Here is a 23,377-nt window from a genome sequence, read left to right as displayed (position 1 = left end):
ATGATTGCAATCGAACGGGGCTTATTTTTTATTTATACTTACTATGTTTAAATATCGCGATGCTTTTCAATAACGTAGCCAATTGCGTACATGACTACAGCCCAAGCGAGAACCACTAAACCGGACTGCCACCATTCGAAAGCAGTTGCGTCTGGCGGAAGTTGTTCGCCCGTTCCTAAGAATCGGCTCACAGCCTTGGCTGGCAAAAGCTGCATAAGTATTGAAGTCCACTTCGCGAAATTGCTCGTAATCATAATAATGCTAACAAAAGTAGGCAAAATCATCACGGCTCCAATAACGCACATAATTCCGCCAGCAGTTGACTTGCAAATCATGCCGAAACCGTACGCCATTGCTGCCACAACAACCATAATTACAGGTGAGCCAAGGAACAGAGTAAGAGGTAATTGCCATGTTCTACTTCCAGACAAGCCTGAGATATTCTCACCCATAAATGCTAATTCTGCAGCAACTAACGAAACTGCCATTGCAATAAGTTGCACAACAAAAACGTAGATTGTGATTGCAACAAACTTAGCAGTAAAGAACATACCCCTGCGTGGTACAGACGTAAGCGAAGCTTGAATTGAAGTTGTGGAATGCTCAGCTGTTATAGCAAGCACTGCAAAAATCGCAATAATAATCAAAGATATAGAGGCAAAACTAATAACTAAGTTGAAAATACCTTCTTGAGAAGAAATAAGGCTGCTTTTATCGCTCGGCCCCATGGTGACTACACCGCTTGATTTGCCAGCAGACGCACCATGTTTAGTAAAGTCAACTTTAGATATTGTTTTTTGCACAATCGCGATAATAAAGCTGAAAATTACAGGCAAAACAATGGCCAATGCCATACACCACCAGGTTGATGCAAGTCCACGCAACTTAACCATCTCAGATTTAAGCGAGTGCATAAATGTAAGACGTAGATGCTGAGCGTTCATGCTTCTGCCGGTTTTGTAAGAGTTGCTTGTTTCTTGATTAACAGATTGATTAATTTGCTCACTCATTTTGCATTTCCTCCATCCGCATATTGCGTTCCAGTCACAGCAGTAGCATTTGGCAATGCTTTTGTTACGTACTGCTCTTGGCCGTGCGTAAGAGCCAAATATGCTTCCTCAAGCGATGCATGCTCTTGATTTAGCTGGTAAACCATAATTTGATTATCTGCAATTTCGCGAGCAAGTTGATTAAGCTCACAACCTGTTACCTTAAAAAGTTCGCCCTCTTGAACATCTTGAGGTGTGCGATTATCAGACAAAATCTTACATTCCGGATGATTCTGAGTGAGCACAGACTTTAGTTTTTCGCCTTCAGGTGTCACTAAACGTATAGCATGCTGAGAATGTGCATTAACAAAATCTTGTACTGTTGTGCGCGCCAAAATTTCTCCGTGCGCAATAATCACAAGATTATCTGCAGTAAGCGCGACTTCGCTCATTAAGTGAGAACTAAGTAGTATTGCACGACCTTGGCTTGCATAATACTTGCATAATTCGCGAACCCACTTAACACCTTCCGGATCCAAACCATTAACCGGTTCGTCAAGTATGAGATTATGTGGATCTGCTAAAAGAGCCGCAGCAATGGAAAGACGCTGACCCATGCCAAGCGAGAATGAACCTGCCTTGCGATTTTTTACGCTAGTTAAACCAGTAATATCAATGACTTCATCGACACGTTTCTTTGATATTCCGTGAGTTAAAGCCAATGAATACAGGTGATTGTAAGCCGTTCGACCTCTGTGAGCAGACTTTGCATCAAGAACTGCGCCAACTTCCGTCATTGGGGATGCAATTTTTGCGTAAGGTTTGCCGTCAATAAGAGAAGTGCCACTATTTGCATGAATAAGATTTAACGCGCAACGCATGGTTGTAGATTTACCAGCGCCATTAGGTCCTAAAAAGCCCGTGACTTTACCGTCTTCGGCGACGAAAGAAACATCGTTAAGCGCTGTCTTTGCACCAAAACGCTTTGTAATATGTTGAAATTCTAACATAAATTAACAATATCACAAATAAAAAAAAAATAAACATCAAATGTAAGCGTTTATGAGTACAAGCTACTGCGTTTTAACTAATATTGCTGATGAGATTCTGCTGACAAAATTCTGCTACCGAAATTCTAATTAATATTTTATTAAGATTCAGCAATTTGGTGCTGCATGTTGCGCAATCCATGCGTGCATGGAAACAGCCGCAGCTGCTCCTGCGTTTAGCGAGCGAACAGAGCCAAATTGCGAAATATAAACAACGTCATCCGCCATTTCTAACGCTTTTTTAGAAAGACCCGGACCTTCTGCACCAAAAAGCATAAGGCAACGTTTAGGAAACTTGTAGTTTTCCATAGCAACAGCACCTGGAATAATATCGAGCGCTATAACGCGCGCGTTTTTAGCGTCGTGTTCCTTTATATTTGCGATTTTTTCAGCTTCTTTGTTGCCTTCTGCTTGTGCTTTAAGCAAAAGTTGATGCGCTTCTTCTGCTTCTCGTACTATATTTTCGCGCCAATTAGTTACTAGAGTTTCAATAGTTGGGCAGCACTCAACGTATTGGTAAAGCTCAGTCATTAACGAGCCTTTACGATTCCATTTATGAGGCCCTACAATATACACTTTTTTCGCTGTAAACGCATTTGCAGTGCGAACCATAGAGCCTATGTTGAAATCGTGAGTCCAATTTTCTACAGCTACTTCAAACTCGTGGCGTCCTTTAGAATCGAGATCCGCTTTTATAGCTTCTACTTTCCAGTATCGGTAGCGGTCTAGGACGTTGCGCTGGTCACCTTCGTCTAGTAATTCAGCGCTAAACCGCGCATCGTAATTTGGCGATTCTGGATTATCTGGACGAGGCTCACCTGGATGCTCTTCTTCCCACGGGCCAACTCCTATAGGTCGAAATTCTGGTTCATCGGAAGCTTTTGCAGCCAAAGTAATTGGATTCGGTTCGTGCATGTGTGAGTTTTGCTCCGTTTAATACTTTTGCTTAGTATTGGCAGCTAGTAATTACAACTAGTCTTGGCAGCCGTCAGTTGCGCAATCGCCTGTGCAACCTGACTTGCAATGACCGCCACAGCAATCGTCTTCGCAGCAAGGCTCAGTGCAACCGTCATGAGCGCAATCTCCCGTGCACTCTACTTTGCAATGGCCACCGCAGCAGTTATCTTCACAGCAAGGCTCAGTGCAACCGTCATGAGCGCAATCTCCCGTGCACTCTACTTTGCAATGGCCACCGCAGCAGTTATCTTCACAGCAAGGCTCAGTGCAACCATCGTTAGCACAATCTCCCGTGCATTTAACCTCACAATGGCCGCCACAGCAATTGTCGTTGCAGCAATCTTCGTGATCTGCATCTGCACGTAATTCTTCTTCACCGAAAGCTTGAACAAATGCCATTTTAGTACTCTCCTCACTTATTGGATTTACTAATTGAAGATGCCTCATGCCTTGTTCGTCGGCGTCAACACCACCAATTAATGCAACTATAGCAAGAATTTGCGCGCCTTGCTGATGAACAATGCCAAAATCAAGACTTAATTCATTGCCGTGTCGTAAAGTAACAAGCGAAGAAGTTTGAACATACGATTTTTCAGAAAGCCAAGAGTCAAGTAACAATACTCGCTTGCCTTTAACTGACGGACCTTTTGTTGCAGGAAAAACAAAATCCATAACAAAGCCGTCGAGTGCAATTCCTTTACGTTCTGCAGCATGAATAAGCGCAAAAACCATCGGCACTGCAGCAGCAGTTAACGCACCAATAGCGTCAACATCGCGTTCTAACGAATACCCAGCTTTCTCAATTGCATCAAAAAGAACATCTCCAACCAGCTTAGAGCCGCGCTGAGCAAATGTAACAGAAAACAGTTCGCTAAATGGTTTCGCACTCATATCCGCACAAAGCATGCGCTTAAGTTCCGCGCGTTCCTCTTGTAATTCTGCCATTTTTGCACTCCTTAGCGTTTAGAGCTGTTCAATTTTTGACGCTTTGATGTTTTTATGCTTAACGATCTTCTACTGATACTTCTGGAGCGCTCAGCTCTTTAACATCAGCTTTATCGGAATCTATAAGATCTATTGAAGCAATAACCTTACTTTGATCTAACTTCTGAAGTTTACGCGCTGTTACCAACACTCTAGACTCAAGTGAGGAAGCAAACTTATTGTAAGCTGCAACTGTTCTTGCCAAAGATACGCCAAGTTTTGAAGCATTTTCTCCAAGAACCGCAAAGCGATCGTACAATTCTCTAGATAAATCGAAAAGTTCTTTTGCATCATCTGTAAGACTTTGCTGCTGCCATGCGTACGCAACAGACTTAAGCACAGCCCACAAAGTAACTGGTGAAGTGAGTGCTACTTTTTGTGCAAAAGCATCATCCATAAGCGTTGGATCCGCTTCAAGAGCCGCCTGAAGCAATGCTTCGTTTGGAATAAATGCAACTACAAAGTCTGGTGCTGTTTCAAAAGCCTGCCAATACGCTTTAGCTCCTAATACTCTAACATGCTCTCGCAAAGCCTTAGCGTGCGCTTTTAGAAGCTCGCTCCTTCTAGCTAATTCTTCGTCACTTGCGTTATCTGGGATTTCACAAGCACGCTGATAATCCGCATACGGAACTTTTGCATCAACTGGAATTGTTTTGCCTCCTGGCAGATGCACAACCATATCTGGCCTCTGCTGTTCGCCATTTACTCCAGTTACAACAACCTGCGTATCAAAATCAACATGCTCAAGCAAGCCTGCAGATTCAACAATATTCTTTAGTTGAGCCTCGCCCCAAGCTCCGCGAACCTTATTATTTCGCAATGCTGCAGAAAGCGAACTTGTTTCGCGGTCAAGCCTTGTTTGCTGCTCACTTAAGCCTTTAAGCTGAGTGCTCAGCACACCCATTTCTTGTTTACGCCCTTCTTCAATCTGCGAAACTTTATTCTTCAATGCTTCGAGATTGTCTTTTACTGGAGCAAGCGCTTCCAAAACTTTACCTTGTTCTTTCAAAGTTTTCTCACGATTTAACCGTTCGCGTTCTTCTCGCTCTGCGCGCAATTGCTCTTCGCGATTCACTCGCAATTGCTCTGCTTGCTGCGCTTTAGCAAGTTCTGCTTCAACAAACTTTAATCGTTCAGCAAGCTGCTCTGCTTGCGTGCGATACCGTATAGCCTGATTACCATTTTCTTGAGCTTGAGCGCGCGCTTGTTCATACTGCGAGCGCAATTCGTTAAATTCGCGCTGGTTTACGCCATTAGCGCCTTGCGTTCCAGAGTTGCGCTTAACAATAGCCAGCACAACAATGGCGGTTATTACAACAGCAACCACCATTAAAACAAACATCACAATATTATCGAACATACGTTCTATTAAACACTATTGAGTTGACTTTTGAAACATAATTAAACACGTGCATTACCTAATACAAAATAGCGTGCTGTCTACTGGAAAATAATCCAATAAACAGCACGCTTTTTTATTTGACTACATTGAAGAATGCAGGAACTACGCAATCTTTAGGGTCACATGGTCGCTAGTATTCTCACAATCCGCAACTACGCGAGCGCCATCATGCACATCGCCAGAAAGCAGCAATCGAGCAAGCTGATCGCCAATTTCCGTTTGAACCAATCTACGCAACGGACGAGCACCATAAACTGGATCATAGCCATGCTCCGCAAGCCAAGCGCGAGCAGAACCGCTCACATCCAAGCTAATGCGGCGGTCGCTCAAGCGTGCAGCCACTTGACGAACTTGAATATCCACAATTCCACCAAGCTCTTCGCGGCTCAACGGATGGAACATAACAAGCTCATCCAAACGGTTGATGAACTCTGGCTTAAACTCAGCGTGAACAGCGTTCATAACAGCCTTACGTTTAGCAGCATCGTCCAAGCCCTCTTGCACAAGGAATTGCGAACCCAAGTTTGATGTCATAATCAAAATCGTATTCGTAAAATCAACCGTTCTACCCTGACCGTCAGTCAAACGACCATCGTCCAAAACCTGCAACAAAACGTCGAATACTTCTGGATGTGCCTTCTCAACTTCGTCAAAAAGCACTACAGAATACGGACGTCTACGCACAGCTTCAGTAAGCTGGCCGCCTTCCTCGTAGCCAATGTAACCAGGAGCAGCACCGATTAGACGCGAAACGGAAGCCTTTTCCATGTACTCGCTCATATCAATGCGAACCATTGCACGCTCGTCGTCAAACAAAAAGTCAGCAAGAGCCTTAGCAAGCTCCGTCTTACCAACGCCAGTAGGACCCAAGAACAAGAAGGAACCAGTTGGGCGATTCGGGTCTGCAATTCCAGCACGGCTTCTGCGCACAGCATCCGCTATAGCCTGAATTGCTTCACTTTGACCAACCACACGCTTAGAAAGCTCCTTTTCCATGTTGAGCAGCTTCTCATTTTCGCCTTGCATCAAGCGACCAACAGGAATGCCCGTCCATTCGCTAACGACTCCTGCAATAGAATCAGCATCAACCTGATCCGGAACCATTGGCTCTTTCGCTTCACTTTTAGCATTAGCGGCCTCAGACTCCGCTTCTTCCAAAGCTTTTTGAATGCTTGGGATTTCACCATACAAAATACGGCTTGCTTGTTCCAAGTTGCCTTCACGTGTGAATTTGTCGGCTTCTACGCGCTTAGCGTCGAGTTGCGCTCGCAAATCACCAACCTTGTTATGGCCAGCCTTTTCCGCATCCCAACGCGCTTTCAATCCAGAAAGCTTTTCGCGCGAGTTAGCTAATTCTTCCTGCAACTTTTCTAAGCGTTCGCGCGCAGCAGCATCTTCCGCCTTCTTTAATTGCATTTCTTCCATTTCAAGACGCGTAACTTTGCGCTGCAATTCGTCGATCTCTTCTGGCTGAGAATCAAGTTCCATACGCAAGTGAGCTGCCGCTTCATCCACCAAATCAATCGCCTTATCTGGAAGCTGTCTGCCAGTAATATAGCGGTTTGAAAGCGTTGCTGCAGCTACGATTGCATCGTCACTAATCGTCACCTTGTGGTGCGCTTCGTAACGTTGCTTAAGTCCACGCAAAATCGTCACCGTATCTTCAACAGATGGCTCGCCAACAAACACTTGCTGGAATCTGCGTTCAAGCGCGGAATCCTTTTCAATATGCTCGCGATACTCGTTAAGCGTAGTTGCACCAACCAAGCGCAGCTCACCGCGCGCAAGCATTGGCTTAAGCATATTGCCAGCATCCATTGAACCTTCTGCAGATCCTGCGCCAACAACAGTGTGAATTTCGTCAATAAACGTAATAATTTGACCGTCCGATTGCTGAATTTCCTTCAACACTGCCTTTAAGCGTTCCTCAAACTCGCCGCGATACTTCGAACCTGCAACCATCGAAGCCAAATCGAGGCTTATAAGACGCTTGTTTTGCAAAGTCGTAGGCACATCTCCTGCCACAATTCGCTGAGCCAATCCTTCTACAACTGCCGTTTTACCAACGCCCGGCTCTCCAATTAGCACAGGATTGTTCTTCGTGCGGCGAGAAAGAATCTGAATCACGCGGCGAATTTCCTGGTCTCGTCCAATTACTGGGTCGAGCTTTCCTTCGCGAGCGCGCGCAGTCATATCAACAGAATACTTTTCGAGCGCTTTGTAGTTGCCTTCAGCATCCGGACTTGTCACTTTTGCGCCACCGCGCACAGTTGGCACAGCCTTACGCAACACGTCTGCGGAAACGTTGTGCTTTTTGAAAATATCCGCAACAGCGTTTGGTTCGCTAGCAACCATGCCAATAAGCATGTGTTCCGTAGAAACGTATTCGTCTCCCATTGCGCGCATTTCTTTTTCTGCCTGGCTTAGCGCAGCCAAAAGCTGACGACTTGCATCTGGCTTAGTTGTAGTTGAGCCAGTAGATGAAGGCAATGCCACTAATGCGTTACGAATTTCAGCACCGATTTGTTGCGCGTCCGCCCCCGCCTGAGCAATAAGCGCGCGAACGACGCCCTGCTCTTGGCGGAGTAAAGCATCCGCCAAATGCAGAGTGTCAACTTGCGCATTGCCAGCAGCCGCTGCACTTTGCACAGCGTCGCTTAATGCGTCTTGCGCTAAGGTTGTAAACTTTTGTTCCATATCTACCTCATTTCCACGAAAGCTCTAAAACACATTTCAGTTAAGTCAAATCGCTGCAACTTTTATTGCAATTTCAAGCTTTTTGACGATACTTTTGAGTTCTAACGAGCTTTCACTTTCATGTATCTGATACGTATAACAGATTTTCCTATAACTTTATTCCTAAAACTTGAGTGTACTAGACTCAAGTTTTGTTTTCAAGAACTTTCAATCGCAAATAATTTACACAAATAATTTAATTAAGTAGTAAGCAAAGTTTAGTTAAGTATCGAGCAATGCTTAATTAAGTAGCAAATATGTCGTAATCTTAAAAACATGATAATTGCACGTTTTTCGTATAATGAAGTTCCGCAATACGCTTTCGTCCAAAAAGACGAAACCGACGGTAAAGATTATTTAGTAGCCCTTGAAGGACATCCTTTAAGTCCGCAAGGAGTTAAGCCAACTGGTAAACGTTACGCGTTGGACGCTGATGGCGTGCGTTTACTCGTGCCTGTAATTCCATCAAAAGTATACGGATTGGCAAAAAATTACGATACCCGTTCTGACGACGAGCGCGCTGCTTCTCCTGCGGCATCTTCGCATACTGCTGCAGACATGGTGATTTTTACAAAGCCGAGCACTTCTGTAATTGGTCCGGACGATCCGATTGTGATTCCTGCTTGCTCAAACGACATGAATTTTGAGCCAGAAGTGGCAGTTGTTATGGGCAAAATCGCCAAAAATGTAACTGCAGCTACCGCAATGAATTACGTTTTTGGCTTTACTTGCGTAAATGACGTAACTTTACGAGATTGCGCAGGAAGCGACCCAATGTGGACGCGCGCAAAAGGTTTCGACACTTCTTGCCCACTTGGACCTTGGATTACAACCGAGCTAAATTGGCGCGATGCACATATTTCATTTACGCTTAATGGTGAAAATGTGCCGGAAGCTGACGGCACTACAGCTCGACTTATTCACAGTATTCCTGAGCAAATTGCAGCGATTTCAAGCTTCTCAACGCTTCTTCCAGGAGACGTGATTTTGACAGGAACCCCATACCCGGCTGGGACTTTACGCGCGGGTGACGAAGCGATTGTACACGTAGATGGCATCGGTTCGCTGCGCAATGTGATTGTGCATGCGTAACTACAATCATCAATTTGGCTTAAAACTTTGACTTAAGACTACACAAATGCGCGTGGGCCAAAGATTGCCGAACCGATTCGAACCATCGTCGAGCCTTCGGCAATCGCCCACGCAAAATCGCCGGACATTCCCATCGAAAGCTCTAATTTTGCAGAGTTTCCATCATAATCTTGCGCGAGTTGTCCACTTACACAATCTCGAATTTCTCGCAATTTTGCGAAACCACTTCTCACTATTTTTTCATCATCCACGCGCGCTCCGAGCGTCATAAATCCGTGCAAATTAAGCGCCGGAAGACTAGATATAGCGAGCGCTTCATCAATCGCACGTTCTGGCGCGCATCCCGATTTCGTAGCTTCTCCCGAAACATTCACTTCCAACATAACGTCTGTGCAAAGTCCCAAATTTTGTGCGCGCGTAGATATTTTTTGCGCAAGTTCAATGCCGTCAACCGACTGAATACCATTTGCAAGTGGTAAAACTTTATTTATTTTATTGCTTTGCAGCTGACCGATTAAGTAGAGTGGAATTTCACCGTTCACTCCAACGCTTAAACCTTCTCTAGCAGCTTGTGCGCGTAAAATCTCGGCTTTTGCAACGATTTCTTGTGGGCGATTTTCCCCAACTACTCGCACTCCAGCTTTAAGCGCTGCCATGATTTCGCCAACATCTCGCGTTTTAGTTGCGGCAAGTAGCGTAACCGACTCAGCTTTGCGACCATAATGCAATTCGGCTTGAGCAATGGCGTCTTGCACGCTGTGCACGCCGTCGGCAATTTGACACGCACGAACACAATCGACTTCAGTATTCGCTAAATCTTTTTGCGTCATATATGCCATTTATGCCCCAATCTATCAAACCTAACTACATAGTTTAGTCAAGGAAGGGCACGGATTTGTCGGCTAGGTTTGCGCGAACAGAATCCCACGGCGTGTCAAGGCTTTCAAACAACGCAAGCGCATCGGCAGCACTCATATCTACCGATTGATTTTGACCATGCTTTTTGTATCCCAGAAGATACATACAATAGCCAATCATGCGCTCGGCACTCCAGCCAGATTCTCGAAGCGCACCGACGTCTAGCGAGTGCTTACTTTTTGCAAGCCGCTCACCTTGAGCGTTATCAATTAGCGGCAAGTGCGCAAATTGCGGACGCACATAATGCGTACCGTGAGCCGCAAAAAATCCTGATTTTTCAAGCAGCTCACCAATCCAAATTTGAAGCGCCGCAGAACGAAGCAAATCGCGGCCGCGCACAATGTCGTTTACTCCGCTCAGAACATCGTCAACAACAACCGCAAGCTGGTACGAAAAAACGCCATCCGCGCGGCGAATCACCATGTCACCCAAATCGCGATTAATGTTAAACGATTGCGCACCAAAAATCGCATCTTCAAAACTCACATTTGCTTGCGGCGAATCAGCCGAGGGAACAGCAAGCCTTAAAGAATGTTGCTGATTATTTTGCAAACGCTTTTCGATTTGTGCCAGACCTTCCGCGTTTTTACGAAGATTTCTGCACGTACCCGGGTAGCGTATAAAACCGTCGCCTTCCTGCGGAGCTGCGATTGCGCGAATATCGGAACGCGAGCAAAAACATGGGTAGATTAGAGAATTCCCGTCTTCGTCTTGCAAAGATTCTAACGCATCAAGAGCTTCTTGGTAAATTGCAGTGCGTTCATGCTGATAAGTCGGCTCGCCGACCCAATCAAGCCCAGCCCACTTCAAATCGTCAATAACTCGCGCGCTAGCATCCTTTGGCATGCGCGCAATATCAAGATCTTCCAGACGTAAAAGCATGTGTCCGCCTTGCGATTTTGCAGAGAGCCACGCAGCCAACATTGCTACCATATTGCCAATATGCATACGCCCGGAAGGAGTAGGCGCAAAACGACCAATTGCAATAGTTGACTTCGAAAACATGATTTAGTCTTTCTTAATATCTTTAATTAATAAGCATAAACTTGCAAAGCATAAGCTTACAAAATAAAAAGCGCGTAACGCATTCATACTAGCATTACGCGCTTCTTACAATCGCAATCAAGCACAGCTAAAAGCAACTACTTTATGCAAATAACGACTTATACATAACCACACCCAAGATTGCGCCGGCAATAGGAGCAATAACTGGAATCCACGCTTCACCCCAGCGAGAAGATCCCTTGTGCGGAATTGGCAAAATTGCGTGAAGCAAACGCGGCATAAGATCACGAGCAGGATTCAAAGCAGGACCAGTTGGTCCGCCCATAGAAGTCACCAAACCCCAAACCACGAAGCCGACAACGATTGAAGCGCCAGCCAAATTCTTCTCACCCCATGGAGAGGTAAGGCAGCAAAGAGCAGCCAGAACAAGCACAAGTGTGCCGAAGAACTCGTTAAGGAAGTAGTTAAGCTTGTTGTTATACGCATCCGTAGTGCAGAAAGTGCCAAGAATTGCTTCTGGCTCCTCAGTTTCGTTGTAATGCGGCAAATACGTTACGTACACAATAAGCTGACCAACCAGCGCACCTAAAAGCTGAGCTACAATATAAGGCGCAACGTTAGCCCACGGGAACATGCCGTTTACAGCTTGCGCAATTGTCATAGCAGGATTGATATGCGCACCTGAGATTCCGCCAAACATGAGCACTGGGAACATCACGCCAAAACCGTAGCCCATAGCAATATTTAGCCAGCCGGCATGGTGTCCTTTAGTATTTTTTAATTCAACGTTTGCAACAGCACCGTTTCCAAAAATCATGAGAATAGCAGTGCCAATAAATTCTGCAGCCAACATTGCCATAAACGAATGTTGCATGGTCCTTCGATCCTTCTTACCTGTTTCAAACTCCACACACGTAATCACGCGCATAAATAACGACTCGTCGCTTAACAATCGTCCAACAACTCGCAATTGCGATTAGCACAGCATGGAACACAATATATTCTCATTTTCAAAGAAGCTAAGAAAATGAATTCCAACATTTATTCTTTGATAGTTTCCCTTATACGCGCGACAGTCTGCGTAAATAGTAAAATCGCCCTCACATCAAAAGAGGCCCGCCACTTTGGCGAGCCTCTTATCTACAAAAACAATATCTGCGGTTTCATCTTCACAACATCCTCGTTGCAACGGTTAAAGTCTTAAATATCCCGTCCAACGTCCACGGATTTCATATCCATACACTTTTGTGGGTTACCGCTATCTCTTTTTTGTTTTTGTAATTATTATTATCATCGTTTTTTACCTAATAGTAAAGAGCAAATTAGCCTTTGTTAACATATTGTCACTACTGTTCAATTGCACACGAAAAATCGTAACTCTTGCGGCCTTTTGTGAACATGCAAAGGTTATCATGTTAAATTACGTTCGCATGAGACACACTCCGGCGTGTCGCAAGATATTTTTCGAGCGCGAAGCAAGCAAATAAAATCGACACTCATTCGCGCACTTCCCTTACAACGCATACAATTACAGAATATGGTACAAATTTTTGACGCTCCCTCAAAGGCGATTCTGCGCGGTCAAATTGCAGAGCATATCGCCGAAGATGAAAAGGCAGAAAAGCGTGAAGCTCGTGAGGGTGAGCTACCGTTGCCAAAAGATCGTTTCTTCGACCGAGAATTAAGCTGGTTGAAGTTCAATCGTCGCGTGCTTGAGTTGGCTCAGAATACAGATTTGCCACTTCTTGAACGCGCTAATTTTGCTGCTATATTTGCGTCAAATCTCGACGAATTCTTTATGGTTAGAGTTGCAGGATTAAAGCGCAGAATAGATTCTGGAATAGCAGTAACTGCAGCATCCGGCTTAAGCCCTCGCCAGCAGTTGCGCGCTATTAGTGAGGTAACTCACCGCCGTCAAGATGAGCACGCTCACTATGTTATTGAGCACATTCTTCCCGAGCTTGCCAAACAGCGCATTGTTTTGCTCAGCTGGGATAAGCTTACAGAATCAGAAAAAGCACGTTTGTCTGATTACTACAAAAAGCAAGTTTTCCCTGTTCTTACGCCTCTTGCAGTGGATCCTGCTCACCCATTCCCGTACATTTCCGGCAAGTCTATTAACTTGGCTGTTATCGTCGAAAATCCAAATTCTGGAAAGTCGCATTTTGCTCGTGTAAAGATTCCAGATAATTTGAATCGCCTTGTACCAGTTGACGATTTAACAGACGAGGAAGGTCGCGAAGAGCGTTACGGCTTCATTACTATGGAAAAGCTGATTGCAGCACACTTGGAATCGCTTTTCCCAGGCATGATTATTAAGGAAGCCCGCTCATTCCGAGTTACGCGTAACGAAGATATTGACGTTGAGGAAGATGACGCAGAAAACTTGCTCAACGCTATGGAGAAGGAACTTCTTCGCCGCCGCTTTGGACCGCCAATTCGTTTGGAAATTTCTAACGAGGCCAGCCCATTCCTTTCTCAGCTTCTTGCAAATCAGCTTCGCGTAAGCCCTGAGGAAGTATATCGCTTGCCTTCGCCGCTTGATATGACGGTACTGTTTGAATTGCAAGCGCTTGACCGCCCTGATTTGAAGTATCGTCCGTTCATTCCTACTACAAACCGTCAGATTGCGGAAGTTGAAACTAGCCACGCGCAAGATATTTTCGCTTCTATTCGCGAGCATGACATTTTGTTGCATCATCCTTACGATTCGTTCTCTACTTCTGTGCAAGCATTCCTCGCGCAGGCTGCCGCGGATCCAAAAGTGCTTGCAATTAAGCAGACTTTGTATCGCACGTCTAGCAATTCGCCAATTATTGACGCTCTTGTTGACGCAGCTCACGCTGGCAAACAGGTACTTGCGCTGGTTGAGATTAAGGCACGATTTGACGAGGACGCAAATATTGCTTGGGCTCGTAAGCTTGAGCGCGCAGGCGTTCACGTTGTGTACGGCATTGTTGGTTTGAAAACTCACTGCAAGCTTTCGCTCGTGGTTCGTCAGGAAGCAGAAGGATTGCGCCGCTACTGCCACGTTGGTACAGGTAATTACAATCCTAAGACTGCTCGCTTGTACACGGATTTGGGATTGCTTACTTGCGATCCTGTAGTCGGCCAGGATTTGACTCGCTTGTTTAACCAGCTTTCTGGTTACGCGCCGAAGTCTAGTTTCCACCGCCTGCTTGTTGCCCCTCGTACAGTTCGCACAGGTATTATTGCGCGAATTCAGCGCGAGGAAGCTGCAGCTCTTGCTGGTAAAGAAGCATGGATTAAGATTAAGGTCAATTCTGTAGTTGACGAGCGGACTATTGACGCTTTGTATCGAGCTTCGCAAGCTGGAGTAAAGATTGATATTGTTGAGCGTGGTATCTGCTCGCTTAAGCCTGGCATTGAAGGATTGAGCGACAATATTCGCGTTCGTTCTATTCTTGGCCGATTCCTTGAGCACAGCCGCATTTACGCTTTTGCTAACTCTTGCGGTCCGCAGATTGGCGACGGTCCTGCAAGCGGCCCAGAAGTGTGGATTGGTTCGGCTGATTTAATGCACCGCAATCTTGACCGCCGCGTTGAGACGCTGGTTCGTATCAGTGCGCCTGATCAGGTTGAAGCTTTAATCCAGTACATTGATTTGCAAATGGCTGATTCTACTGTTTCGTGGTGGATGGATGGTGACGGCACGTATACCTTGCATTCTCGCGATAAGGAAGGTCGTCCGCTCGTTGACAGCCAGGCTTACTTGATTCATACTCACACGCGTAAGCCTCGCGGCGCGAACTAATCGCAAGCAACTAAATAAACGATAAGTAAGAGCCAGATTCAGTAACATGTTTCTGGCTCTTTTTGTGTTTATTACCACTTCTAATCTGACTAAATCTCAAGCGTTCCAGCAATAGTCGAAATCTTCTACAGCACCATTTGCCAGTTTTAGGAAGTTTTTTAAGTAATTATTTATCAGTTTTGGCAAATTTAAGGATTATAAAACAATTTGTTACTGTTATGACTGTGACAAAAGTAAAAGATTACGGCACAACTAAAAGTTGTGAAAGAAAACCGCTAAAATAGTGAATATGAGTGCAGTAACGACGCAATACGTTGAAGCAGCTGGCGGAATTATTTATCGCAAGCGCAATACTACAAACAGCTCAAATGCAAGTGGAGAGGCAAAAACAAGCAGCGACTCAATAAAGTCTAGCGACGATGATTTTGAGCTTTGCCTAGTCTACCGTCCTAAATATGACGATTGGAGCTGGCCAAAAGGAAAGAATGAGCCAAAAGAATCACATCGCCACACAGCAGTGCGCGAAGTTGGAGAAGAAACAGGATATTCAGTCACACTAGGTCCGCACATCGCCAAAATAGAGTATCCGCTTGAGCGCGAAGGCAAAAAATCTTCCAAGAGCAACACATCAAATAGCAACCAAAATCGCAATTCTCAGCCGGAAGTAATAAAGCGAATCCACTACTGGATGATGCGCTTAATCGATAAGCCAACCGCAGCAAAGCGTCTTCCTGCTTTCGGACCAATTAAGCCTGCTAAACCCACTGAAATCGGCAATGTGTTATGGCTTACTCCTTCTCAAGCACGAAAAAAGCTTACGCACGATAGTGACCGCGAAGTGCTAGATGCTTTCTTAGAGAAGCTACACGAAGGTCAAGCAGAATATAGCACGTTGCTTTTAGTGCGTCACGGAAAAGCTGAGTCTCGAAAAACTTGGCAAGGAAGCGAAGCGACTCGACCAATCACGCCTCTAGGTGCTGCCGCCTCATACGCTTTAGGCCGCGAGCTTGCCTGCTACGCGCCGAATAAAATCATATCGTCTCCTTGGAAGCGTTGCTTAGAAACAGTTGCGGCTTTTGCGCACGACTCTTCGCTTTCTATCGAACAGGTTGCGGAACTTACAGAAGATTGTCACGAGAAAAAACCAAAATCTACATTGTCTGTGCTTATAAACGAAATACAAAATCTTGAGTGCAACACACAAAATACAAGCGAAACTAACAATGTAAGCACAACCAACAATGCAACAGTCATATGCTTGCATCGCCCGGTTATCGGCACTTTCTTCGATTATTTGCGCGAAATAACAAAACCTAGAGCACACAAACGCATACTCAGCCAAAAATCTCCATACATGCCTACAGGAAGCGCAATAGTTTTGCACATAATTAATACCCCTAAAGGCGCTCGCATTATCGATATTGAAAAGGTTCTTCCAAGTGTCTACTAGTTTAAATTCACAATCGAGTTCTATTCATTCAAGCAGATCTGCTTTTATGCCAAGCCCCACTGGCTCTGCCCGCCCAAGCCGACCTGCACAAATGGATCCTGCGATGCTCGCGCAGATTGAAGGAGGCACGGATCCGCAAATTGTGCATGAGATTAGCCGCACTTCCGCTGCTGTTTTGCTTAACCGCGTTCATAAAACACAGTCGCCGGAAATCGTTGAGCGCGTGCTGAATTTGGTTGAAAATGAAGGTATTGAAGTTATTGCAGATTTGTGGAGTCATGCGGAGGCTGAGTCTCTTCCTGGAATGTTGTGGCGACTGTATTTACTGCGCATGTCTTTACGAAAACAGCGCGAAGCTTACGCTGAGTACTGGAGTCTTGGCGAGCCTGAAGCAACAAGTGCTTCAGCTATTACAGGAATTGATGAGACTCCTACCGGAGAAGATATTGCGCGACTTGCAGATTCTATTCTTTCCGGCGCTTTTACAGGCGATTTTGCTGTAGCGCTTTACCGCGCTTCAACTTTTACTTCAATTATTGCGAGCGGAATGCGAGTTTACGCAAAAAAGTTAGACGAGCAAGAAAATACAATACACACGCAAAAAATTTCAAAGGTTTTGCACATATCCGCAAATATGCACGCTCTTTCACTATCTTTTGCTCATGGAGCAAAATTGTGGCGAGCAGGAAAGTTGGAATAAATTATTTTCGATTAAAATTGTGCGGCGCGTGAAAACAGAAAACAAGGTATACTCAAAATGATGCTGGCTTGTGCTTAAGCCCCGGGCTCCATTTTTTGCCGCTGCGAGCGGCGTTTGCGCCGACAGGCGCTTTCGCAAGTCAGTATCGTTTCTGTTTTGAATTTTAGATTTTAGATTTTGCTAGATAAGTTTAAATAAAATATATTTTCCACTCACATTTGTTTATATTTTGCGCAAAAATAACGGCACGCCGCTAGCTTAACGTGCAATGCTTGCACTAATCTAGAAAGTATGGATCTTCATGTTTTACATCATCCGCTGGTGGACCACAAGCTCACCGTTTTGCGAGATAAGAATACACCTTCTAACATTTTCCGCGAGTTGGTTTCCGAATTGGTAACCCTCGAAGCATACGAAGCAACCCGCAATTTGGAAGTTAGCGATCGCGAGATTGAAACTCCTATTTGCAAGATGACTGGCAAGCATTTGAACCGCCCACGCCCAATGGTTGTGCCGGTTTTGCGCGCTGGTCTTGGCATGCTCGATGGCATGACTCGCCTTCTTCCAACCGCTGAGGTTGGATTCCTTGGCATGAAGCGCGACGAGCAGACGCTCGACATCATCACTTATGCCAACCGTTTACCAGAAGATTTAACTGGCCGTCAGTGCTTCCTTCTTGACCCAATGCTTGCCACTGGTGGCACTCTTATTGCTGCTACACACTATTTGGCTGAGCGCGGTGCTAAGGACGTTACTGCTATTAACATTTTGGCAGCTCCAGAAGGCTTGGAACGCCTGGAGAAGGAGATTGATCCTTCTATTGACTTTAAGGTTGTTGTTTGCGCTGTTGATGAGCATTTGAACGACAAAGCTTATATCGTTCCAGGTCTTGGCGACGCCGGCGATCGCTTGTATGGCTTGATTGACTAATAGTTACTAACCAAATCAAGCGAAAGCTAGAATCAAAAACTACAAAAAGCCTGCTGATTTTGCAACACTTTGCAAGTTCAGCAGGCTTTTGTGTTTAGCGTTGACAAATTTTGCGCAGATAAATCTCTTTACCGCGGACGAGTTACGGCCACTTCGCGAGCGCGCTCTGCTAATTCGTCTAGTTTAGCAATTTCCGCGCGTTGAGAATCAGTCTGCTTTGGCGAAAATTCGCCGTAACGATTTTGCGCAGCAGTACGGATTAAAAAGTCAGCCAGACACGGATTTTTTGGCAAAACTGAGCCGTGCATATAAGTGCCAATAACATTGTATTTGCGCGCTCCTTCCGTGTGATCCTTGCCATTATTACCGCAATTTTCACTATCAACCGAGCCAAGTGGCTGAGTATCACCCTCCAAGCTTGTTCGTCCAGAATGGTTCTCATAGCCCACAATATCGCCAAAATCGTCGCTATGTTCCACAAGATTTCCAATCATGCGCACATCTTGACCAACCGTATGCTCGCCAAGTATTCCAATTCCTTTAAGCTTTTGACCCTCAACGGTTTCAAAATACTCTCCAAAAAGCTGGTAAAGTCCGCAAATCATAAGCATTGGAACGCCATTTTCTGCAAGCTCACGAATCGCGCCCGCGCGCGCAAATAAATCTTCTGTGACTCTGCTTTGACCATGATCTTGACCACCGCCGCCAAGAATCATATCCACACGCTCTGGCCATAAATCGCCAACATTGTACTCGTGAAGTACAGGCTTGTAACCGTACAATTCCGCTCGGCGCATAATCGTAAGCACATTGCCGTAGTCGCCGTAAATATTCATGTCTTTTGGATATAGCGACACAATATGTAGCACGCGATTTGCGTTTTCAAAAGTAGCATTTGCTTTACTAATATTACTGGAATCATTCATGACAACTACTTTCCAACTCCAACGTCTTTAACTTCCGCGAGTTGCGCTAAAGCAGCGCGTACGCGAAGCATGGCAGTATACGTGCAGTATATGCGTTTAGCATTTTTAGTATTGCCACTAAAATCGCCATTTACAAAAGCTTTAGCATCTTCTTCCAAATCCGTATTCACATTGCGAGCCTCAACCTTATCGTATTGCAGCCGCAAAGCCATATCCCATGCGCGAGTACCAGAAACGCACTCAACTCCAGTGCCGCTAAAGCTTGCAAAATCAACGTCCCACAGCCAGCTCATGTCTCTACCGTCCGCATATTCGTCACAAATTGCAATCATAGTATCGTGATTTTGCGGATGATCCGAAGCGATTGCAAGCCTAAAACCAATAGGATTCTTCACTAAAACAAGCTCAACAGGAGCGCCATTAACTTCAATTACTTCGCCTCTACCAAAAGCAGGAGTTACGTGCGAAATCGCTTCCATAAGCGCATCGTCATCGAATTTTTGCAGCGCAGAATTTTGTTTTGCAGCGTCCGCCAAGATAGCGCGAACTACTGTTGCTGCAGCAGCAGCGTTGAAAATATTGTAAGCACCGTCAAGTTTTACAGATGTGGTTTTACGCTTGCCATCAAGTATAAACTCAGCCTCATGGTCTCCAACTTTTGAAAGCACAACGTCTGCTTTAGGAAGATTGTTAGCCTTGCTTTCTGCAGCATCTTCGCAATTTTCGCTTTTTTCGGAACTATTGTGCAAATCATCATCCGTCGGGAACATGCTTTTTACAGCGTCATCCAAACCAAAATACCGCACACAAGTCCCGGAAGGAACAACTTTTGCAAGCGCGCAAATACGTGGATCCTCACGGTTTAGCACTACCGTTCCTTCGGTTGCTTCAGCCACGTTGCTTAATAGTTTTGCAGTTGTGTCAATTTCGCCGAATCGGTCAAGCTGATCTCGCATAACGTTTAGCAATAAAGAGTAGCGAGGCTTGATTTGATTTACAAAATGCACTGCGTACGCTTCGTCGAGCTCTAAAACTGCAATATCCGCATTTAGTTTTGTGCCAAAAGCAGGCATTGTTTTTGCAAGGGCTGCCACTACTCCTCTAGTAAAGTTTGAACCGGTTGGATTAGTAAATACGTTAAGTCCTGCGTCGCGCAGCATAGAAGTTACCATACGCGTTGTGGTAGTTTTGCCATTGGTGCCAGAAATCAACACTATTCCGTACGGCAATGCGGCAAGAGTGCGCGCTAAAAAGCCAGAATCGAGGCTCTCAATAACTTTCCCAGGCAATGCGCTTCCACCATGATGTAGCAGCCTAGAAAGCGCGCAAACAAGTTTACCAACAGCAGGCATGGCAAAACTGTACCAATGCTTATGCAAATTTTGGCGCAACTTTTTATGCGATTCATGGTCGCGGCTTGACATACTAAATCACACCCCTTATTGCTGGTAGTCTTGCGGCATATCCATGAACTTGGAAGTTGCACCCAAGAAGGCAAGATTAAACGTGTCAGTAGGGCCGTTACGATGCTTTGCCATAATAATATCTGCTTCGCCTGGGCGATCTTCCTTATTGTAAAAATCAGGGCGATGCACTAGGAACACAACGTCAGCATCCTGCTCAATAGAACCAGATTCGCGCAAATCTGAAAGCTGTGGTTTCTTGTCGTTTCGCATTTCCGGTCCACGATTAAGCTGGCTCAAAGCCACAACTGGCACTTCAAGCTCTTTAGCAAGAAGCTTCAGCGCACGCGAGAATTCCGAAACTTCCTGCTGACGACTTTCCACACGCTTGCCAGAACTCATCAGCTGAAGATAATCAATAACTACTAGCTTCAGATCATTAGTTTGCTTCAAACGACGGCATTTTGCGCGAATTTCCATCAAGCTCATATTTGGGCTGTCATCAATAAAAAGCGGAGCGTTTTGCATTTTTGTCCAAAAAGTATTAAGAGTATTCCAACGATCTGGAGTAATATCTTCCGCTCTTCGCATAGCAGCGAGTGGGATATTAGTTTCTGCAGCAATAATGCGCTGAGCCAATTCCACTTTGCTCATTTCTAGAGAGAATACAATAGACGTCATATTGTGGTGCAGTGCAGCCGAACGAGCAAAATCAATGCCAAGTGTTGACTTACCCATAGCCGGACGACCAGCAACAACAATCATTTGACCAGGCTGCAAACCCTGCGTAACTTCGTCAATATCTCTAAATCCAGTCGGTACACCTTGTTCAAGTTCGTGATTTTGCATTTTATCTAACTGATCAAGTGTATTTTGTAAAACTGGACCAATAGCAACGTAATCTTGACGCACTTTGCCAGCACTCATTTCATACACTTCTGATTGCGCAAGATTTACAATATCTTCTGCTTGCGCCCCGGAAGCAGAATAGCCCATTTGTGCAATTTTTGTGCCAGCAGTAATAACGTTACGAAGAACAGCATTTTGATGCACAATATCTGCGTAGTACATTGCGTTTGCGGCTGTTGGCACAGAAGCTACTAGGCTGTGCAAATAGTCAGCTCCGCCAACTTTATCGAGATTTCCATCTTTCATTAATTCGTTAGCTACAAGCACAACGTCAACAGGCTGTGAGCCAGCGAAAAGCGTAAGAATAGCATCGTAAATTGTTTGGTGCTGCGGTAAATAAAAATCTGATGTTTCAAGTAATTGAGACACTTCGCCAATAGCATCTTTGCTCATGAGCATTCCGCCAAGCACAGCCATTTCTGCATCAACATCGTGAGGAGGTACACGATCAAACAACGTAGCACCTACTTCGGCACCACGATTTGCAACGCCAGAACCATATGCAGAGGCGTCACCATTGCCACCATGATTGCTACCTGCGCGGATAACATTGCCTTTAGTAGATTGCCACATATCATTATCTGCCATAGAAACGAGTATAAACGCGCGCACGTATTATGAAAAAACGTAAATGTATTAACACAAAACTTTATCTACATTTTTAGCGCAGAATCCATCCACGTATCATTTCTTATGCGCAAACTATTGCCTATTGCACGCCCCCCAATATAAACAGCATTTAAAACAACCCACAAAGTAATAGTTCTTATCACGTCATTAGCATCAACGATGACATCAAAAACGCTTGTGAGCGCCAAAAATGTTAAATATACGACAGCCATTACTGAGCAAGCTTTTGCCAAGTAGCGATGATCACCTGCGCCAATCAATACGCCATCTAACGCCCACATCCATCCAGCAAGAGGCAAGAACAATCCTAATATTGTCATACCTACAGAAATTAAAAACTGAATATCTGTATGCTGACTAAATAGTGGCGCGCAACTCCAACCCACGAAAATCATGAATAAACCGACTCCTACGCTGCTTACAGCTCCCACTTGAGCACAAATACGCGTAATCATTCCTGCGCGCTTACGACAGCCTGCACCTAGCGCTGCAGCAACAATAGTCTGCGCAGCAATACCAATTGCATCTAAAATATTCATAACAAAATTCCAGCAAGAATTAGCAACCTGATACGCAGCGAGAGTATTGGTACCGAGATGAGTCGCAGTAACAACCGTAGCTACCATGCACACGCGCAATGCAAGTGTACGAACAAACAAAGGCATACCAGTTCCAGCAGAATGTAGAATATGCTGGAAATGCGGTTTGAGACGCGCACCACTTTGAGTAGCCCAAATAATTGCAGGAATAGTGAGAACAAGTCCCATATACCATTGCGCAATCATTGTTGCAATACCAGAGCCAGCAATTCCCATGTTGAGACCAAATACTGCGATTATATCGAGAATTGTATTTAGAACAGCTCCACTTACAGCAGCAAATAATGTTATGCGCACGTTGCAAAGACCGCGAAATATGCCATTTGCTGCATATACGAGTAGCATCGCAGGCAATCCAGGCATAACCATTTGTGTGTACACAATAGCATTTTGCAACGTAGAGCCACGCGCGCCTATTGCGTAGCATAACGGTTCAGCGGCAAAAATAAGTATGACTGTAAGAATTATGCCAAGCAATAATGCAAGCCACAACCCATCCATGCCAATGCTAAAACCTTCTCGACGCTTACCTGCGCCTAAAAGACGCGCAACCTGTGAAGTTGTATTGTAAGCCAAAAATAAGCAAAGACCTGTAGTAGTAAGAAGTACCGTTGATCCAATAGAAAGACCTGCTAGAGCACTTTTGCCAATGTGGCCAATAATAGCAGTGTCAATAAGTACAAATGCTGGCTCAGATATGAGCTGTCCAAAAGTTGGTACGGCTAGTAGCCAAATATTGCGCAGTACGTCTTTTTTGTTCTGGTTGTCCAACTTTTGATTTGTCATAATGCTTCATTCTACCGCTACTTTGTCACGCTTGTATAAAAGAAGATTGCAATTGCTAACAATTTTATGCAAAAACAATTGCAAGTGAAGTAACACAAATATGCGTAAATCGCAAATAAAAATATTATTTTAAAAAG

At 44.9% G+C, this 23,377-nt stretch carries 18 protein-coding genes; 5 read left to right on the top strand and 13 right to left on the bottom strand.

Annotation, left to right across the window (positions count from 1 at the left end):
- Window positions 1-47: 47 nt before the first annotated feature.
- From HXT47_RS00685 to clpB, 6 genes are all read right to left on the bottom strand, one after another.
- A complete protein-coding gene (locus tag HXT47_RS00685) occupies window positions 48-1,010 on the bottom strand; it encodes an ABC transporter permease subunit (protein ID WP_421789083.1) in 963 nt (320 codons plus the stop codon).
- Entirely contained in the window at window positions 1,007-1,999 is a 993-nt protein-coding gene (locus HXT47_RS00680) for an ABC transporter ATP-binding protein (RefSeq protein WP_421789081.1), read from the bottom strand. Before HXT47_RS00680 ends, HXT47_RS00685 begins: the two co-directional genes overlap by 4 nt.
- A 147-nt stretch (window positions 2,000-2,146) precedes the next feature.
- On the bottom strand, window positions 2,147-2,953 hold the full coding sequence (locus HXT47_RS00675) for a TrmH family RNA methyltransferase (RefSeq protein ID WP_116971232.1): 807 nt from the start codon (window positions 2,951-2,953) through the stop codon (window positions 2,147-2,149).
- 57 nt (window positions 2,954-3,010) lie between these two features.
- Window positions 3,011-3,940 (bottom strand): hypothetical protein, encoded by a 930-nt coding sequence (locus tag HXT47_RS00670; protein WP_174164305.1) that lies wholly within the window; start codon window positions 3,938-3,940, stop codon window positions 3,011-3,013.
- Between the two features lie 58 nt (window positions 3,941-3,998).
- Window positions 3,999-5,339 carry a DNA recombination protein RmuC gene (rmuC, locus tag HXT47_RS00665; RefSeq protein WP_064340416.1) on the bottom strand — a complete coding sequence of 447 codons (1,341 nt, stop codon included), beginning with the start codon at window positions 5,337-5,339 and terminating at the stop codon, window positions 3,999-4,001.
- A gap of 144 nt (window positions 5,340-5,483) precedes the next feature.
- On the bottom strand, window positions 5,484-8,078 hold the full coding sequence (gene clpB / locus HXT47_RS00660; RefSeq protein WP_004119561.1) for an ATP-dependent chaperone ClpB: 2,595 nt from the start codon (window positions 8,076-8,078) through the stop codon (window positions 5,484-5,486).
- 315 nt (window positions 8,079-8,393) lie between these two features.
- Here clpB and HXT47_RS00655 point away from each other — a divergent pair, with 315 nt between their 5' ends.
- Complete coding sequence (locus HXT47_RS00655) at window positions 8,394-9,209, top strand: fumarylacetoacetate hydrolase family protein (protein WP_421789079.1); 816 nt, start codon at window positions 8,394-8,396, stop codon at window positions 9,207-9,209.
- Window positions 9,210-9,247: 38 nt separating this feature from the next.
- On the opposite strand, the gene HXT47_RS00650 is transcribed toward HXT47_RS00655, so the two are convergent.
- The 3 genes from HXT47_RS00650 to HXT47_RS00640 all read right to left on the bottom strand — a co-directional run bounded on the left by HXT47_RS00650 (window position 9,248) and on the right by HXT47_RS00640 (window position 12,006).
- Window positions 9,248-10,048 carry a YggS family pyridoxal phosphate-dependent enzyme gene (locus tag HXT47_RS00650; protein ID WP_004119565.1) on the bottom strand — a complete coding sequence of 267 codons (801 nt, stop codon included), beginning with the start codon at window positions 10,046-10,048 and terminating at the stop codon, window positions 9,248-9,250.
- Window positions 10,049-10,082: 34 nt separating this feature from the next.
- The gene (locus HXT47_RS00645; RefSeq protein ID WP_004119568.1) at window positions 10,083-11,132 is read right to left on the bottom strand and encodes a glutamyl-Q tRNA(Asp) synthetase; all 1,050 of its coding nucleotides are present in this window, start codon (window positions 11,130-11,132) and stop codon (window positions 10,083-10,085) included.
- A gap of 142 nt (window positions 11,133-11,274) precedes the next feature.
- Window positions 11,275-12,006 carry an MIP/aquaporin family protein gene (locus HXT47_RS00640; RefSeq protein ID WP_004119570.1) on the bottom strand — a complete coding sequence of 244 codons (732 nt, stop codon included), beginning with the start codon at window positions 12,004-12,006 and terminating at the stop codon, window positions 11,275-11,277.
- Between the two features lie 663 nt (window positions 12,007-12,669).
- On the opposite strand from HXT47_RS00640, the gene HXT47_RS00635 reads away from it, so the two are divergent.
- The 4 genes from HXT47_RS00635 to upp all read left to right on the top strand — a co-directional run bounded on the left by HXT47_RS00635 (window position 12,670) and on the right by upp (window position 17,987).
- Window positions 12,670-14,907 (top strand): RNA degradosome polyphosphate kinase, encoded by a 2,238-nt coding sequence (locus HXT47_RS00635; protein ID WP_064340417.1) that lies wholly within the window; start codon window positions 12,670-12,672, stop codon window positions 14,905-14,907.
- A 289-nt stretch (window positions 14,908-15,196) separates the two neighbouring features.
- On the top strand, window positions 15,197-16,357 hold the full coding sequence (locus HXT47_RS00630; protein WP_004119574.1) for an NUDIX hydrolase: 1,161 nt from the start codon (window positions 15,197-15,199) through the stop codon (window positions 16,355-16,357).
- 46 nt (window positions 16,358-16,403) lie between these two features.
- A complete protein-coding gene (locus HXT47_RS00625; protein WP_004119577.1) occupies window positions 16,404-17,057 on the top strand; it encodes a hypothetical protein in 654 nt (217 codons plus the stop codon).
- A 291-nt stretch (window positions 17,058-17,348) separates the two neighbouring features.
- Entirely contained in the window at window positions 17,349-17,987 is a 639-nt protein-coding gene (gene upp / locus HXT47_RS00620) for a uracil phosphoribosyltransferase (RefSeq protein ID WP_004119581.1), read from the top strand.
- Window positions 17,988-18,115: 128 nt separating this feature from the next.
- Here upp and HXT47_RS00615 read toward each other — a convergent pair whose 3' ends face one another.
- The 4 genes from HXT47_RS00615 to HXT47_RS00600 form a co-directional block, all read right to left on the bottom strand.
- Window positions 18,116-18,913 (bottom strand): type 1 glutamine amidotransferase, encoded by a 798-nt coding sequence (locus HXT47_RS00615; protein WP_117008630.1) that lies wholly within the window; start codon window positions 18,911-18,913, stop codon window positions 18,116-18,118.
- A gap of 5 nt (window positions 18,914-18,918) precedes the next feature.
- Window positions 18,919-20,337, bottom strand: a complete 1,419-nt coding sequence (locus tag HXT47_RS00610; RefSeq protein WP_174143491.1) for a MurT ligase domain-containing protein — start codon at window positions 20,335-20,337, stop codon at window positions 18,919-18,921.
- A gap of 15 nt (window positions 20,338-20,352) precedes the next feature.
- On the bottom strand, window positions 20,353-21,813 hold the full coding sequence (dnaB, locus tag HXT47_RS00605) for a replicative DNA helicase (RefSeq protein WP_004105840.1): 1,461 nt from the start codon (window positions 21,811-21,813) through the stop codon (window positions 20,353-20,355).
- A 65-nt stretch (window positions 21,814-21,878) separates the two neighbouring features.
- Entirely contained in the window at window positions 21,879-23,240 is a 1,362-nt protein-coding gene (locus HXT47_RS00600) for an MATE family efflux transporter (RefSeq protein ID WP_004105838.1), read from the bottom strand.
- Window positions 23,241-23,377: the final 137 nt, after the last annotated feature.

The organism is Gardnerella sp. DNF01205, from assembly GCF_049244135.1.
GTDB classification, from domain to species: Bacteria; Actinomycetota; Actinomycetes; order Actinomycetales; family Bifidobacteriaceae; genus Bifidobacterium; species Bifidobacterium leopoldii.
The sequence above is the reverse complement of the archived record's forward strand: the minus strand, read 5'-3'. Positions and strand labels throughout refer to the sequence as shown.

Coding starts and splice junctions, on each gene's coding strand:
- rmuC (WP_064340416.1), bottom strand. CDS start 5,339: ATGTTCGATAATATTGTGATGTTTGTTTTAATGGTGGTTGCTGTTGTA.
- HXT47_RS00685 (WP_421789083.1), bottom strand. CDS start 1,010: ATGAGTGAGCAAATTAATCAATCTGTTAATCAAGAAACAAGCAACTCT.
- HXT47_RS00630 (WP_004119574.1), top strand. CDS start 15,197: ATGAGTGCAGTAACGACGCAATACGTTGAAGCAGCTGGCGGAATTATT.
- HXT47_RS00650 (WP_004119565.1), bottom strand. CDS start 10,048: ATGGCATATATGACGCAAAAAGATTTAGCGAATACTGAAGTCGATTGT.
- HXT47_RS00625 (WP_004119577.1), top strand. CDS start 16,404: ATGCCAAGCCCCACTGGCTCTGCCCGCCCAAGCCGACCTGCACAAATG.
- HXT47_RS00615 (WP_117008630.1), bottom strand. CDS start 18,913: ATGAATGATTCCAGTAATATTAGTAAAGCAAATGCTACTTTTGAAAAC.
- HXT47_RS00655 (WP_421789079.1), top strand. CDS start 8,394: ATGATAATTGCACGTTTTTCGTATAATGAAGTTCCGCAATACGCTTTC.
- HXT47_RS00640 (WP_004119570.1), bottom strand. CDS start 12,006: ATGCAACATTCGTTTATGGCAATGTTGGCTGCAGAATTTATTGGCACT.
- HXT47_RS00600 (WP_004105838.1), bottom strand. CDS start 23,240: ATGACAAATCAAAAGTTGGACAACCAGAACAAAAAAGACGTACTGCGC.
- HXT47_RS00675 (WP_116971232.1), bottom strand. CDS start 2,953: ATGCACGAACCGAATCCAATTACTTTGGCTGCAAAAGCTTCCGATGAA.
- dnaB (WP_004105840.1), bottom strand. CDS start 21,813: ATGGCAGATAATGATATGTGGCAATCTACTAAAGGCAATGTTATCCGC.
- HXT47_RS00635 (WP_064340417.1), top strand. CDS start 12,670: ATGGTACAAATTTTTGACGCTCCCTCAAAGGCGATTCTGCGCGGTCAA.
- HXT47_RS00645 (WP_004119568.1), bottom strand. CDS start 11,132: ATGTTTTCGAAGTCAACTATTGCAATTGGTCGTTTTGCGCCTACTCCT.
- clpB (WP_004119561.1), bottom strand. CDS start 8,078: ATGGAACAAAAGTTTACAACCTTAGCGCAAGACGCATTAAGCGACGCT.
- HXT47_RS00670 (WP_174164305.1), bottom strand. CDS start 3,940: ATGGCAGAATTACAAGAGGAACGCGCGGAACTTAAGCGCATGCTTTGT.
- HXT47_RS00680 (WP_421789081.1), bottom strand. CDS start 1,999: ATGTTAGAATTTCAACATATTACAAAGCGTTTTGGTGCAAAGACAGCG.
- HXT47_RS00610 (WP_174143491.1), bottom strand. CDS start 20,337: ATGTCAAGCCGCGACCATGAATCGCATAAAAAGTTGCGCCAAAATTTG.
- upp (WP_004119581.1), top strand. CDS start 17,349: ATGGATCTTCATGTTTTACATCATCCGCTGGTGGACCACAAGCTCACC.